This window comes from Qipengyuania sp. (genome assembly GCF_965277845.1).
Lineage (GTDB): Bacteria > Pseudomonadota > Alphaproteobacteria > Sphingomonadales > Sphingomonadaceae > Qipengyuania.
Genome location: NZ_OZ255844.1, coordinates 1,513,009 through 1,527,855, shown reverse-complemented (window position 1 = coordinate 1,527,855; position 14,847 = coordinate 1,513,009). Strand labels below are relative to the sequence as shown.

At 63.3% G+C, this 14,847-nt stretch carries 10 protein-coding genes; 5 read left to right on the top strand and 5 right to left on the bottom strand.

Annotated elements, in window-relative coordinates; genetic code table 11:
- Window positions 1-3 precede the first annotated feature (3 nt).
- From ACQY4G_RS07510 to ACQY4G_RS07500, 3 genes are read left to right on the top strand one after another with little or no spacing between them, the layout of a single operon-like run.
- Complete coding sequence (locus ACQY4G_RS07510) at window positions 4-648, top strand: response regulator (protein WP_067693435.1); 645 nt, start codon at window positions 4-6, stop codon at window positions 646-648.
- A 4-nt stretch (window positions 649-652) separates the two neighbouring features.
- Window positions 653-2,620: an ATP-binding protein gene (locus ACQY4G_RS07505; RefSeq protein ID WP_421989934.1), complete on the top strand. Its 1,968-nt coding sequence runs from the start codon at window positions 653-655 to the stop codon at window positions 2,618-2,620.
- On the top strand, window positions 2,617-3,054 hold the full coding sequence (locus ACQY4G_RS07500) for a response regulator (protein ID WP_421989932.1): 438 nt from the start codon (window positions 2,617-2,619) through the stop codon (window positions 3,052-3,054). The genes ACQY4G_RS07505 and ACQY4G_RS07500 overlap by 4 nt, the downstream gene beginning before the upstream one ends.
- Before the next feature lie 23 nt (window positions 3,055-3,077).
- Here ACQY4G_RS07500 and ACQY4G_RS07495 read toward each other — a convergent pair whose 3' ends face one another.
- From ACQY4G_RS07495 to ACQY4G_RS07485, 3 genes are all read right to left on the bottom strand, one after another.
- Window positions 3,078-4,061 carry a calcium/sodium antiporter gene (locus ACQY4G_RS07495; protein ID WP_421989930.1) on the bottom strand — a complete coding sequence of 328 codons (984 nt, stop codon included), beginning with the start codon at window positions 4,059-4,061 and terminating at the stop codon, window positions 3,078-3,080.
- Window positions 4,058-5,236, bottom strand: coding sequence for a Na+/H+ antiporter NhaA (nhaA, locus tag ACQY4G_RS07490; RefSeq protein ID WP_421989928.1), 1,179 nt, complete (start codon window positions 5,234-5,236; stop codon window positions 4,058-4,060). Before nhaA ends, ACQY4G_RS07495 begins: the two co-directional genes overlap by 4 nt.
- Window positions 5,237-5,605: 369 nt before the next feature.
- A complete protein-coding gene (locus tag ACQY4G_RS07485) occupies window positions 5,606-7,402 on the bottom strand; it encodes an SLC13 family permease (RefSeq protein ID WP_421989926.1) in 1,797 nt (598 codons plus the stop codon).
- Window positions 7,403-8,008: 606 nt separating this feature from the next.
- Here ACQY4G_RS07485 and ACQY4G_RS07480 point away from each other — a divergent pair.
- Window positions 8,009-10,222, top strand: coding sequence for a TonB-dependent hemoglobin/transferrin/lactoferrin family receptor (locus ACQY4G_RS07480; RefSeq protein ID WP_421989924.1), 2,214 nt, complete (start codon window positions 8,009-8,011; stop codon window positions 10,220-10,222).
- Window positions 10,223-10,234: 12 nt separating this feature from the next.
- A complete protein-coding gene (locus ACQY4G_RS07475) occupies window positions 10,235-11,269 on the top strand; it encodes a DUF6607 family protein (RefSeq protein ID WP_421989922.1) in 1,035 nt (344 codons plus the stop codon).
- Window positions 11,270-11,543: 274 nt separating this feature from the next.
- Here ACQY4G_RS07475 and mobA read toward each other — a convergent pair whose 3' ends face one another.
- The gene (mobA, locus tag ACQY4G_RS07470; protein WP_421989920.1) at window positions 11,544-12,182 is read right to left on the bottom strand and encodes a molybdenum cofactor guanylyltransferase; all 639 of its coding nucleotides are present in this window, start codon (window positions 12,180-12,182) and stop codon (window positions 11,544-11,546) included.
- Window positions 12,183-14,840, bottom strand: coding sequence for a formate dehydrogenase subunit alpha (gene fdhF / locus ACQY4G_RS07465; RefSeq protein ID WP_421989918.1), 2,658 nt, complete (start codon window positions 14,838-14,840; stop codon window positions 12,183-12,185).
- Between the last annotated feature and the right edge of the window lie 7 nt (window positions 14,841-14,847).

Sequence of the window (14,847 nt, the reverse complement as noted above, 5' to 3'; positions counted from 1 at the left end):
TCGATGGGCAAGGTTCGCATTCTGATCGTGGATGATCATCAGCTCGCGCGTGAAGGGCTCGCCGCGGTACTGGCCGGCGACGGTATCGAAATTGCTGGGATGGCGTCGACCGGGGAGGAAGCGATCGGGCTGACCCGCTCGCTCTCACCCGATATCGTCTTGATGGATGTCCGGCTGGGCGAAGGAATCGACGGACTGGAGGCGACGCGGCAAATCGCCGCATTGGGCCTGCCGGCCAAGGTCATCATGCTCACCCTCCACGAAATGCCCGCCTATGTCCGCGAAGCGCTTGCCGCAGGGGCTGCAGGCTACGTGCTGAAGGATACCGCCATCGGCGATCTGCGAGCCGCAATAGACCAGGTCATGGCGGGACAGTCTGCGCTGCCGCTCGATCTGGTGGGCGCGGCCATGCGCGAGACCGCCATGCCGCATGGCGCGAGCGACCCTGCCCGTGTCCTGACGCCGCGCGAGCAGGACGTCCTGGCGCATGTTGCGGAGGGCCTCACCAACAAGGAGATCGCGCGCGAGCTCGAGATCAGCCCGGCGACGGTCAAGGTTCACGTCGAACGCATCATTGGCAAGCTCGGTGTGGCGGACCGGACCCAGGCGGCCGTCCTGGCCGTCAAAATGGCCTCTGCGGTGGCCTGACGGCATGCGCGCGGGCACCGCCCCAATCCCCGCCCTGGCCCGGTTCTGGGCCGACCGTCCGCTGGCCGTAAAGGGCCTGGTCGTCATCGTCCTGCCCCTCGCTGTGCTGCTTGGATCGCTGGTGTCGCTTTACCTGGCCAGCAATGCCGAAACGCGCGCCGAGGACGATGTACGCCGCGCCTTCGCGATCCAACGCGATACCTACCAGGTCCACGCGCTGCTCGCCGAAGCGGCGGCTGGCGTGCGCGGGTATGTGTTGACCGGTGAAGACCGGTTCCTCGAACCTTACCGCAACGCGCAGGAAGATGTGCCGGTGACGATCGCTCGGCTCGATTCCGCTATCGAGGACACCATCGTCCGCAGCCATTTCGAAGACCTGCGCCTGATCGAGCGAGACAAGCGCGAAGGCCTCCGGGAGATCGTCGAGCTGGCCGAGGGCGGCATGGACACCTCGGGCGAGGTAGAACCGGCTCTGACCGACAATAAGCTGGCGCTCGACGAATTGCGGCGCTCGATCGACGACATCCAGCAACGCGAGGCGGTCGTGCTCGACGAGCGCCGCGCGAGGGTGGACGACGTGCGCCGCGGTTTCCTAATCTTAACTGCGGTGAGCGCGCTCGTCGGTCTCCTGGGGAGCTTGTCTGCGGTCTATCTGTTTTCGACCGGCATCGTGCGCCGGGTCCGCAGGCTGGAGGGCGACGCGCAAGCGCTGGCGAAAGGCGAACGGCTCACCGAAATGCCCGAAGAAGCCGACGAAGTCGGGCGCCTCGCCCAGCGCCTGGTTCGGGCAAGCGCACTGCTTCGTGCACGCGAGGACGATTTGCGGGCCAGCGAGGAACGCTTCCGCCTCGTTATCGAGAGAGTGCGCGACTACGGCATCTTCGCACTCGATCCAAAGGGTATCGTGACCAGCTGGAATCTGGGTGCGGAACGGATCAAGGGATGGCGGGCGGAGGATATTCTGGGCCGCCATTTCAGTAATTTCTATCCGTCTGAAACCCGCGAATACCTGCCCGCGCAAATGCTCGAACGTGCGCGGAACAGCGGCTCGGCCGAGGACGAGGGCTGGCGGATCCGCAAGGACGGTTCGCGCTTCTGGGCCAATGTCGTTATCACCGCCCTGCGCAACGAGGACGGCGAATTGCAGGGCTTCGCCAAGGTCACCCGCGACATGACCGAACGGCGCCGTTCGGAAAACGCGCTTCGTACGGCACGCGAGGAAGCCGAGGCGGCAAGCCGCGCCAAGAGCGAGTTCCTGTCGCGCACCAGCCATGAATTGCGTACGCCGCTCAATGCCATTCTCGGCTTCGGGCAATTGCTCGAGATCGACGAGGAGAAATTCGGCAAGAGCCATCGCGAGGCGATCGGCCAGATTACCAAGGCAGGTCGCCATCTTCTCGCGCTCATCAACGATCTGCTCGACATCTCCAGCATCGAGGCCGGAGGGACCGACCTCAAGATCGAAGAGATCGACCTCAACGAACTGTTCGACGAGATTCATGCGCTTGCCTCGCCCATCGTGGCGAGTGCGGGCCTGTCCTTCGAGCTTTCCCAGCCGGAACCTTCGGTAGCCGTGCTGGCGGACAGGAGAAGGGTGATGCAGGTCCTGCTCAACCTCGTCGGCAATGCGGCAAAATACAACCGCGAGGGCACGTTCGTACGCCTGGCCTGCCGCCTGCGCGATACCGATGTAGAGGTGCGTGTCGAAGACGATGGCCCGGGAATCCCCGCCGATGTCGCGGAACGGCTCTTCACCCCCTTCGACCGTCTCGGACAGCAGGACCGCGCGAGGGTGGAGGGCACGGGCCTCGGCCTTGCGCTGTCCAAGAGCCTCGTCGAATCGATGGGCGGGCGCATCGGCTTCGAGCCCTTGGATCAGGGATCGCGGTTCTGGTTCAGCCTCCTGCGTCCCGATCCTGCGCAAGATATGCCCGCCGAAGGACATCCTTCCGCCTTCGAGGACACGCCATGACGGCGCAATTGATCGACCCGAGCGAAATCACTTCGCGCCGCATCCTGGCAATCGACGACGAGCAGGCCAACGTCCTTCTCTTGCGTAACCTGCTCGAGCGCGAAGGCTATTCCGAGATCGAATGCCTGACCGATCCGGGATCGGCGCTCCAGACCTACATTGATTTCGAACCCGACCTTGTGCTGCTCGACCTGATGATGCCGGAAGTCGACGGGTTTCAATTGCTGGAGGCCTTCGGGCGCTACGACCGGGCCGAAGAATTCCGGCCGGTCCTCGTGCTTACGGCCGATACCACGTTGCAGGCCCGCCGCCGGGCGCTGGCGCTGGGAGCTAAGGATTTCGTGGCGAAACCCTTCGACGTCATCGAGGTCGCGCTGCGTATCTCCAACCTGCTGGAAACACGCATCCTTTACGAACGGCTGCGAAAGGCCTGACCGGCCGTCAGGCAGCCCGGTCCCTATCCCTGCATCACCGCCGCGACGAGGAACACGCCATAGGCGGCCACCAGCAGGCCACCCAGGACGCGGCCGACGCCCTTGGCCAGCCATACGGCGGCGAGAACCGCAATGGCGGAAAGGCCCATGATGCCCAGGTCGACCGGCAACAGCGTGCGGGGAATCGCCTCGGGCGCGACCAGCATGGTGACGCCGCCGATCCCAAGCAGGTTGTAGATGTTCGAGCCGATGACGTTGCCGAACGCCACTTCCGTCTCGCCCTTGCGCGCAGCGACCAGCGAGGTCACCAGTTCGGGCAGCGAGGTGCCGATCGCCACGATGGTCAGCCCGATCAGCGTTTCGCTGAGCCCGGCCAGCCGGGCCAGATCGACGGCTCCCGTGACGAGAAAGCGACCTCCGACCACGAGGATCGCGAGCCCGCCGAGCGTCACGGCGACTGGCTTCAGCCAGTTCACCGATGCCGCATGCAGTCCGCTGTCGCTCAGTTCGAGAGCGGCGGCGCGATCATAAGGCGCATTGTGCAGGATTTCGGGGGCGGCCTGGCGCTCCTCGCGGTAGCAATAGGCGATGTAGCTGCCGAGCAGAAGGAGCATTGCGAGACCGAGCCAGGCGGTATGCAGGCCCGCGACGGCGATGGTCACGAGCATCGCGGTTGCCAGCAACGCCACCCCGGTGTCGCGCAGGGCCGCGCCCTGCCTGATCGCGATGGGCGCCATCAGGGCGGCCGCACCGAGGATCAGCAGCGTATTGGCAAGGTTCGATCCGACGATATTGCCCCAGGCGATCGCCGGGGACCCCGCCAGAGCCGCCTCCACGCTGGTCACGAGTTCCGGCATGGAGGTCCCGAAACCCACGATTACAAGGCCGATGACGAGCGGGGTGACGCCGGCTCTTTCCGCAAGTCCCACCGCTCCGCGGACGAGCAGTTCTCCGCCGACAAGAAGCGCAATGAGTCCCCCGACGAGGGACGCCAGGATAATCGTCATGCGGGCGATGCTTTCGGGAGTGAGACGCGCAATAGGAAGTATCCCGCCAGGGCCGCCACTAGCGATCCCGACAACACGCCAAGCTTGACCGCATCGACCTGCGAAGGATCGGCGAAGGCCAGATTGCCGATGAACAGGCTCATAGTAAAGCCGATCGCCGCCAGCAGCGAGACCGCGTGGACCTGCCTCCAGCCGACATTCTCGGGAAGGCTCGCGAGTTTGAGCTTTACCGCGGCATAGGCGAAACCAAATATGCCGATCTGCTTTCCAATAAGGAGCCCCAGCGCGATGCCGAGCGGCAGCGGGGCGAGGAGATCGGCAGGCTCGAGGCCGGTGAGGCTGACGCCGGCATTGGCAAAGCCGAAGATCGGAATGACGAGGAACGCAACCCATGGATGCAGGGCATGCTCCATGCGTTCGAGCGGTTCGGATCCGTCGCGTCCGACCATGGGAATGGTCATGGCCGCCGCCACGCCCGCCAGCGTCGCATGCACGCCGGATTTGAGCACGAAGACCCACAGCACCAGCGTCAGGATCACGTAGGGTATGCTCGACCCGACACGAAAACGATTGAGGACCACCAGGCCGGCAAGGGCAAGCACGCCGCCGGCAAGCATTCCGGTATCGATCGTACCCGAATAGAACAGGGCGATGATGGTGATGGCGCCAATATCGTCGATCACCGCGATGGCCAGCAGCAGGGCCTTCAGCGCAACCGGCACTCTCGGCCCTAGCAGCGACAAAATCCCCAGTGCGAAGGCGATATCGGTGGCGGCGGGGATGGCCCAGCCGGCGACATTCTCGGGCGAACCCGCGTTCAACGCAAGGAAGACCAGCGCCGGGGCTGCCATCCCGCCGATCGCCGCGAAGAGCGGGAGTGACGCCTTGTTCCAGTTGGACAGTTGTCCCTCGACGACCTCGCGTTTCACTTCGAGCCCGACGAGAAAGAAGAACACCGCCATCAACCCGTCGTTGATCCAAAGGAGCAGCGGCTTGTCGATCGCGAAGCCCCCGACGGACAAGACCACCGGCACCTGCAAACCATTGAAATAGGCACCTGCCGCGATGCTGTTGGCTGCAACGAGCGCCAATGCGGCCGCTGCAATCAGGACGATACCGCCTGCGCTCTCCTGCTTGAGGAAATCGCGCAGGGCTTCCGCTGCCGAAGTGAACATGGGTCAGGCAACCACGCGGCGCAGTGGGGCCGGATAACGGGTGTGTAGCTTCGGTGTCACAATGCGGGCCTTCATCTCAAGTCTCCGTAGTCGGCGGCTTCGTCGATCGGACGACCGATAAAAAGCCCGGGCGATGGGGAGAAGACCCCAGTCGAGCGAGGCGGCGGTCCGATGCGGTCCGACATCACAAGCGCTTGCACACGCTTGCCAGAGGGGCCCGGTCCGCATGAAGACAATGTCGGACCGCGCAAAGAGTTTCAAACGAATGGGGATTATTGGACCATGGCCTCCTACTCGTTCCGATATTCGGCCACCGCCGATAAGAATTTGCCGATACCTTTGGAGCCGTACAGTACGTCCACCGCGCCATCAGGGCCAGATCATCCATTCGATCGCAAGGCATGTAGCGATACCCACGACGATGTTCATCGGCGCGCCGATTTTGAGGAAGTCGCTGAAGCGGTAATTGCCCGCCGCATAGACGATGGTGTTGGTCTGGTAGCCGACCGGCGTAGCAAAGCTCGCCGAGGCGGCGAACATGACTGCGAACAACAGCGGTCGCGGGTCGACCCCCAGATCCTTGGCCAGCGCGAGGACGATCGGCGTCATGATGACGGCCACCGCATTGTTCGTCACCGCCTCGGTCAGGATCGAGGTCAGCAGGTAGATCGCCAGCAGCAGCAGCAGCGGCGACAGCGTTGCCAGATAGGGTAGTGCCGCATCGACGATCAGATCGACCGTGCCGGCGCCTTCCAGCCCGACCCCCACGGCGAGCATGCCGAAGATCAGCACGATGACGTTGCCGTCGATACTGCGCCACGCCTCCTCCGGATCGATGCAGCGGGTCAGCAAGACGATGGCCACGCCCGTTATGGCCAGCAGCTCGATGGTCCAAACGCCGATCGACGCGAGCGCAATGATGCCCAGCATAGTGGCGATGGCAACAGGCGCGCGAAACCGTCGAAATGGGCGGCTTTCGGGCTGCGAGATATTGATCAGATTGACGTTATTCTCGATCGCCGCGACGCAGGTTGGGGAGCCTTCGATCAGCAGGTGGTCGGCTGCACGCAAGCGAACACTGGACAGGTTCGGGCCGGCCAGGTGCCGAGCCCGCGAAAGGCCGAGTATCCGCGCATTGGTTTTTGCAAGAAAGGGTATTTCCGAGAGTTTTCGACCAAGCGCCGGGTGGCTCGGCGAGATGGATGCTTCCACAATCCGAGTGTCACCCTCCCTCGAATGTCCGCGAAGGGAAAGGCCGATCGTGTCGTCGTTCAGGTCGGCTAGGGAGAGGAGTTCGACCTGATTTGCGGCAAGTAACAGGACGTCGCCGATCTGGACGATCTGGCTATCGAGATCCTTGCGGATGATTCGGCCGGACCGTTCGATCCCGACGAGCCTGACCCCCGACCGCCTGGCGATCCCAATCTCCGCGCCCGATTTTCCGAGGTCCGAGAACCCCTCGGTTACCAGCAGTTCGGTGAGGTAACGCTCCTCGAGCGGGCGACCGCCGGTACCTTCGGTTTCTTCGCGGTCGGGCAGGAGGAAACGTCCGGCGATAAGGAGGAAGACCGTCCCTGTGATCGCGGCGATGATCCCGACGCCGGTCAGTTCGAAAATGCCGAATGCAGGTTCGCCCGCGCGCTGGGCCACGCCGTCTACCAGCAGGTTCGTCGAGGTGCCGATGAGTGTTAGCGTGCCCCCCAGAATGGAGAGATAGGACAGCGGAATGAGCAGGCGGCTTGGAGTTGTGCCCGCGATGCTGGCGATCTTCTTCACGACCGGCACAAGAATGATCACGACGGGCGTGTTGTTGACCAGCGAGGAAGAAATGAAGGTGCCGCCGAGCAATTCGACGATGGACAGGCGGGGCCGACCCGCCGTGCGCCGCGCGGCGATGCTGGCAAGCGCTTCGACGACGCCGGTACGGATCAGCGCGCCGGTCAGGATGAACATGGCCGCAATGGTGATGGGCGCCGGATTGGCGAACACCAGCTCCATTTCGCTGCGCGGAAGATAACCCAGCACGAGCATGACGGCCGCCCCGACCACCGCAATTGTTACAGGTGCAAACCTCTCTGTCGCGAAGAGAGCAAACAGCCCGATCAATATTGCAAGGCCCACCCATGCAGACCACGCATCGATCAGTGTAAAGACGAATTCAGCCATCGGATTCAAGGCCATCCCAGTTCGGAGTACGCAGTTCTTGTGGCAAAGCGGGCAGGCGATCAATCGAATCCATCGATGGCACCGACATAGCAAGGGGGCGATACGGGTGCGTGCAGCCGCGCGCCGGTCGACTGGCAAGGTCCGATCGCTCCACTGCCGGTCCGATCTTGCCCGATCTCTTTCGACAACGGGAAATTCGGAACGCGACCCCACAATAGGTTAGTCGACCCGTCCCTGTCGCAGGTTCGAGGCGCAGCGCATCAAGTCGCTGTCTGACGAAGTGGACACACCCAATTTTTGGAAGGTGGTTCGAGACCAGACGGTCGCGCCCTGGCTTATCGAACGGCGCGAGCCAGATAGCAGTCGGGTCAAGCAAAAACCCTGGCCAGCGGGGAGAACCCGGTGGGGTGCGCCACCCCAAGGTGCTGCCGATTCGAAGTGGCGCGTGCCGATCTACCTCGTCCGGGCTTGCGGCCTGCTGAACTTCTGCTAAATGCATCGCTATTGCGAATCAGTTGCATTAGCAAATATGGGTATTCAGGGGTCGATTGCATGATTGTACGGTTCTTAACCATGGTGTCGTACGGCGCGCTAGGCGTTGGCTTGTTGGCTCCGAGCCCGTCCTTCGCCACCGAAGCCGAGCTTGCGAAAGCACAGGGCGATGGTGCCGCCATCGTCGTCACCGCGACCCGAACTCCACTCGAAGTCGAAGCGGCGCCGGCCACCGTAACCGTGATCGATTCCGAGCAGATCGCGGACGAGCTGGTAACCGACATCAAGGACCTGGTTCGTTATGAACCCGGCGTCTCGGTGCGCCGGGCGCCTGCGCGATTTGGCGCGGCGTTCGGTTCTACTGGCCGCGCCCGCAATGAAGATTTCGTCATTCGCGGTATCGGCGGAAACCGCGTGCTGATTCAGGTCGATGGTATCCGTAGTCCACAGGGCTTTTCCTTCGGGGCGCAGGACGCGGGGCGAGGCGGCTACACCGATGTCTCCCTGGTCAAGTCTGTCGAAATTCTCCGCGGTCCGGCCTCGGCGTTGTACGGTAGCGACGGCCTTGCGGGTGCGATCAGCTTTACGACACGCGATCCAGTCGACCTTATCGATGCGGGCAACAATTTTGGCGGCTTCGTCAGGGCGTCCTATTCCAACGCCGATGAGGAATTCGCCGAGACCGTCGCCCTGGCGCACCGCTTTGGCGATATTGCGGCGATGGTCTCCTACACGCGTCGCGATTTCCAGGAGCTCGACAACAAGGGCGGCGTCGGCGGTGTCGGCATCGGTCGTACACTTCCAAATCCGCAGGACGGCGAATCCAACGCCGTTCTCGGAAAGCTGGTTTGGGACGATGGCACGCACCGCGTGCGTCTAACGGGCGAATATGTCGAGACGGAACTGTTTACCGATGTGCTATCGGGGCAGGGGCCGGCCTTTGTCTTCGGACCTTTCCCGAGCTGGATCGTCGACGACCTCACGGCGCTCGATAATACCGAGCGCGGTCGCGCCTCGCTCGACTGGACCTATACGGGGGAAGGCGCGATCGATTACGCGCATGTCAGCGTCTACTATCAAGACGGCGAAGATGTGCAGTTTACCGATGAGGACCGTTCGCCTTTGGGCGCAACGCCACGTCCCGACCGCGAGCGCCTGAATACCTTCGAAAACGAAGTCTACGGCATTGCCGCCGAGGTGCGAAGCGTGTTCGGCGATGACAGCTTCCGTGCGACTTTGGCATTCGGGGGGGACCTCAGCTTCACGCGACAGGAAGGCCTGCGCGACGGGACCGAGCCGTCTTTCGGGGAAGTGTTCCCCACGCGCGCATTTCCCGCGACCGATTTCACACTGGGTGGCGTTTTCCTCGCCAGCGAGTTCGCCCTGTTCGATGGCAGGCTGACCATCTTCCCTGCCCTGCGTTACGACTTCTACGATCTCGACCCGACCGACGATCCCTTGCTGCCGACCTTTGCTGGAGCCGCTCAGAAGGACAGCCGCCTGTCGCCCAAAATCGGCGTTACCGCAAAGATGACCGAAGAGGTCAGTCTGTTCGGCAACTATGCGCAAGGGTTCCGCGCGCCGACACCTTATCAGGTCAACAATTTCTTCGAGAATCTCGCCTTCGGTTATACTTCGCTTCCCAATCCGGACCTCGGACCCGAACGAAGCGAGAGCTGGGAAGGCGGTATCCGTTTCTCCTCGGACCGAATCTCGCTCCAGATTGCAGCCTTCAAGGCGGACTATCAGGACTTCATCAGCCAGCAGGTCGTCGGCGGCTCATTCACCCCCAGGGATCCGGCCCAGTTCCAGTTCGTCAATTTCAATGCGGCCGAAATCGACGGCATCGAAGCGAAAGCAAACTTCCGTTTCGATAGCGGCGTCTTTGCGCGTTTCGCGATCGCCCATGCCGATGGGGATATCCTGACGCCCGGGCAAGCGCCGCGCCCGCTCGACACGATCGATCCGCTCAACCTGGTCGCCGGCATCGGCTACCGCGATCCGGCACGCCGGTTCGGCGGCGAGCTGATCGTGACGCACCATGCGCGCAAGGAATTGGAAGAAACGACCGGTGCCTGTGCAAGCGATTGCTTCCGCCCGGACGCCTTCATGAAGCTGGATGCAACCGCCTTCTTCGCGATAACCGACGCGCTCAGACTGCGCGCCGGCATCTTCAATATCTCGAACGAGAAATATGCCTACTGGCAGGATGTCAGGGGATTGTCCGCAACGGCTGCGATCATCGATCCGGCCACCGGCAGCGCGCAGGCCGATGCCTACACCCGCCCCGGCCGCAATGCGAGCATATCGCTCAGTTTCCAGTTTTAAGGGAGGACTCTCATGAACATTTCAAAATCACTTCTTCGGTCCGCACTTCTCGCCACTGCGCTTATTGCCACACCGGCCGTTGCCGACGGCCCGATCAAGGATCGTGGCGAAGCAGTCGAGCGCGCGCATTTCGAACGCGATCGCGAGACCATCCTCGGTATGGCGGGCGACTACAAGGCGCGCTTCGACATGCAGGAAACGACGCCATGGTTGGAAGGCTACGAGCCGCTCGAGCGCAAGATTTCCGGCGGGTATGAATCGGTCCGCGTGATCGAGGATACCGGCACCAAGATCGTACTCCAGCACCTGCTGGTCGTCGGCGCGGACGGCGAGGAATTTGTCGTTAAGCACTGGCGGCAGGATTGGGAATACGAGCCCGAGAAGATCCTCGCCTATGCCGGCCCCGATAGGTGGAAATGGAAGGAGATGCCCGAGCGCCTGCGCAACGGGCGCTGGTCGCAGACGGTCTATCAGGTCGACGACAGTCCACGTTACGCTGGCTGGGGCGAATGGCAGGACAGTCAGGGCATTCGTCGATGGCGCTCCAATTGGACCTGGCGCCCGCTTGCGCGCCGCGATGCGGTACGCGATCCCGTTTACGATCGCTATGCCGCGATCAACCGCCACCAGCTGACACCCACAGGTTGGATCCACTGGCAGGACAATACCAAGATGATGCCCGATCCCGAGGGTGAAGATGACCTCAAGCCGGTAGTTCAGGAATACGTCCTCAACACATACGACAGGTTCGGAGACTACAACGTGGAAGCCGCCGACGAATACTGGGCGGCCACCGAGGGCTACTGGCGCGCCGTTCGCGCCAAGTGGGGCGAGGTGGCGGAATCGAATGGCGGCATCGTGATCGCCGAGGAGGCGCAGACCGGAACCGTCATCAGCGGCCGTCTGCTGGCCATCGCCAACAAAATCATAAGCGGCGATTTGACCGAGGCAGATGGAATCGCCGAAGCGCAAGATCTCATTGCGAAAGCGACCGCCGCGGATCCCGTTGCCGCGGCCGCGAGTACCCGTAGAGGCACCGCGTACTGACAAGCGAATGACATGGCCCCACTGTTCCTGCTAGGCGATGAACCGTGTGGAGCCGGGAGAATATTCAAGTCACGACTCGATGAATTGAAATCGTTCTCGATCCCTCCCCCATCAGTACGCCAGCGATCCCCACCAACGACGGCATCTTCGCAACGGCGGGATGGTGCCGGGGGCGCCCTGCACGCCAGATCAGCGGTTTACCGACGCTCGAACAGGCCCTCGCCAGCCGAATTACGATCTGCCTGGCGAGGGCTATCGCAGACGCACACGGAGATCAGGCAACCCACTTTTTCCGAACGCGACGCTGCATGAGCATACGCGCTGCTGCCGCCAGGTCCTCCGAACAGTTGACGTTGAAGAAGGGATCAGGCGCGTTGCCCCATCTGGCGGTGGCGAAACCCACATGCTCGGCGAAGCCATGCAACGAGCGATCGGACCTTTCGCAAAAGCCGGGGAGCGCATCGCAAGCGCTTGTATGCCAGAGCGCGCAGACCGGATGGGTCCTCCATCCGCTGGCGGCCAATGCCCCAGTCTCGCCATCGAGTGCGTTTGCCAGCTTCACGAGCAGATCTGCGGGAAGGAAGGGCATGTCGCACGGGATGGTGAGCAGCCATTCACGCCCCCCTCTGCGCGCGAAATCGAGTCCCGTCGCGAGGCCCGCCAAGGGGCCGGCCATGTCGGGCGGGTCCAGGATGACAGGAATATCGCCGAGGTCTAGCCTGTCGCGCATGGCAACTGCCACAAGGTTGGAGAAACTCGCCGCCTGGCGCAGCGCGCGCTCCAGCAGGGTCTTGCCGGCGAACAGCCGGAACGGCTTATTCCCACCCATCCGCCGCCCCTCTCCGCCGGCAATGACCACGCAGGCCGTCGCGCGGTCCGCTTTCGCGAGATCGGGAGGGCGAAGCGTTGCCATTCAAACAGGCCTGATGCGCACGGCAGTGACCTTGTATTCGGGCGCGCCAACCATGCGGTCGCGATGCGGGCCGGTCACCCGATTGATGGCGCGTTCGGTGTCATGAAAGGTCGCAAAGGCGCGGCCCTCGACCACCCGCTCGTCGATCGCGACCGGCAGGATCGCGCTACCATAGCGGCTCTCTACCTGCGCGAGTTCGCCATCTGTCAGCGCAAGCCGCGCGGCGTCCGCAGGCGCGAGGTCAAGTGTGTCGGTCGGACGCATGAGCGCATTGGCAGAGCGCCCCGACATGGTCGCGACATTGAACTGGTAGAGATTGCGCCCGGTGCTCATCAGGAACGGATAATCGGCATCGGTGCGCTCGGTCGTCGGGTGATAGTGGATTGGGCGCAATCGCGCGCGCGGGCCATGGCCGAACTCGCTTGCATGGAGGACTTCGGTCCCGGGATCGCTCTCGCCGCGGCACGGCCACTGGATACCGCCTGCCTCGAGACGCGAATAGGTGATCCCGCCCGCTGCCGGCCAGACCGCGCGGATTTCGTCCCAGATCGCTTGCGGATCGGGAAAGTCGAAGCCGGTTTCGCAGCCCATCCTGCGAGCAAGCGCGCAGATAATGTCCCAATCGGCACGCGCTGCCCCCGGCGCTTGTGTCACCTTGCGCACGCGCTGGATGCGTCGCTCGGCATTCATGAAGGTCCCCTCCTTCTCGAAGCTTGAGGCGGCGGGCAGCAGAACATGACCGTACTCATGTGCCATCCGGGTCATGAACAGGTCGATCACGATCACGCAGTCGAGCTTTGCCAGCGCCTTTGCCGTCTCGTGCTCATCGGCCAGGCTTGCAAGGATGTCGTAGCCGATGACGACCAGCGCCTTGAGCTCGCCGGCAGCAGCCGCATCGATCATCCTCATCAGGTGACGCCCGGGCGTTTTCGGAAGCTCGGCGCCCCAGGCGCGCTCGAAATCGCCTCTCGCTTCCTCGAGCGCGACCGCGCCGGTAAGGATACCCGGATCGCAGCCCATATGCGCGGTGCCCTGGACGTTGTTCTGCCCGCGCAGCGGGTTCACGCCCCGGCCCGGTCCACCGACATTGCCGGTGACGAGCGCGAGGTTGACCAGCGCCATCACCGCCTCGGTGCCCTGGACATGTTCGGTGAGGCCGAGCCCGTGGGCTGCGTAGGCCGGTCCGCCGCCGGCATAGATTTCGGCCGCGCGGCGAATATCAGCGGCGTCGAGCTCGCAGATGTCGGCAACGCGATCGGGCGGAAACTGGGCGACATGCGCGGCGAAGGCGTCGAATTCGTCGAGCCTCGCGGCGATGAAATCCTTGTCCGCGAGGTCCGAGGCGATGATGTGGTGTGCCATCGCATTGATCAGCGGGATGTCGGTCCCGGGCTTCAAGGCGAGATGGACACTGGCAATCTCGGAAAGCGCCTGCGCCCGCGGATCGAGGACGATCAGCTTTGCCCCGTTTGCCACCACATGGCGGCGGATCCGCGCGCCCACCACCGGGTGGCACTCGCTCGGATTGGCACCTGCCACGAGGATGGTCGAGGCACGCTCGATATCGTCAAAGCTGTTGGTCGCAGCGCCAGCGCCCAGGATCGCCTTCATCGCAGCTGCCGTCGGCGTGTGGCACACGCGCGCGCAGCAATCCACATTGTTGGTCCCGATCGTGAGGCGGGCGAATTTCTGCGCGACGTAGCTGTCCTCATTGGTCGAGCGCGAGGAGGCGAGCACGCCAATTGCATCCGGTCCATGCCGTCCGATGACCTCCGCCAACTGCGCGGCGCAATGATCGAGCGCCTCGTCCCAGCTGGCGGGCTCCCATGCGCGGCCTTTGCGCACAAGCGGCTGTGTCTGGCGGTCGCCGCTATGCGTAAAGCCGAAAGCATAGCGGCCCTTGGAGCAAGCATGCCCCTTGTTCACCGGAGCATCGCGGGCAGGCCTCGCTGCCACGATACGGTCGCCTGCAACACCGATATCGAGCTCACACCCGACCCCGCAATAAGGACACGTGGTGCGCGTCCAGCTGTCGGATGGCATGGCTCCGGCATCGGTCAGTGCAGTGGTTGGGCACGTGTGGGTGCACGCGCCACAGGCGACACAGGCGCCTTCGCTCAGCAAGTCGCCATGTTTGGGCACGATCCGGGATTCGTCGCCGCGTCCGACCTCGTGCCAGACCGAGGCACCCTGGACCTCCTCGCAGATCTGCACGCAGCGCAGGCAATCGATGCATTTGGCCATGTCAACACGGATCTGCGGCATCGAAGCATCGATCGCCTTGGCAGGACTCGCGCATCCAGCCGGCTCGATGCCGAAGCGCGCCATCAGGCGGTGGAGCTCCTTGTCGGGATGCGCGATGAGGTCTTCGGCTGATGCGTGTTCGGCATACCAGCCAAGCTCGGTGCGGCGATACGCGTCGAGCTCGGCATTGTGCGTCGTCACCCACATGCCCTCTTCGGCCTCGGTCTGGCAGGCGGTGACGAGCTCGTCATAGCCTTGGATTTCGACCAGGCACAGCCGGCACGAGCCGATCGGTTCGATGCGCGGGTCCCAACAGATCGTCGGAACCGCAATGCCCGCAGCCCGTGCAGCCTCGAGTATCGAGGTGCCAGTAGGTGCGGTAACGCTCTCGCCATCGATCTTGAGCGTTACCACGGGTGGG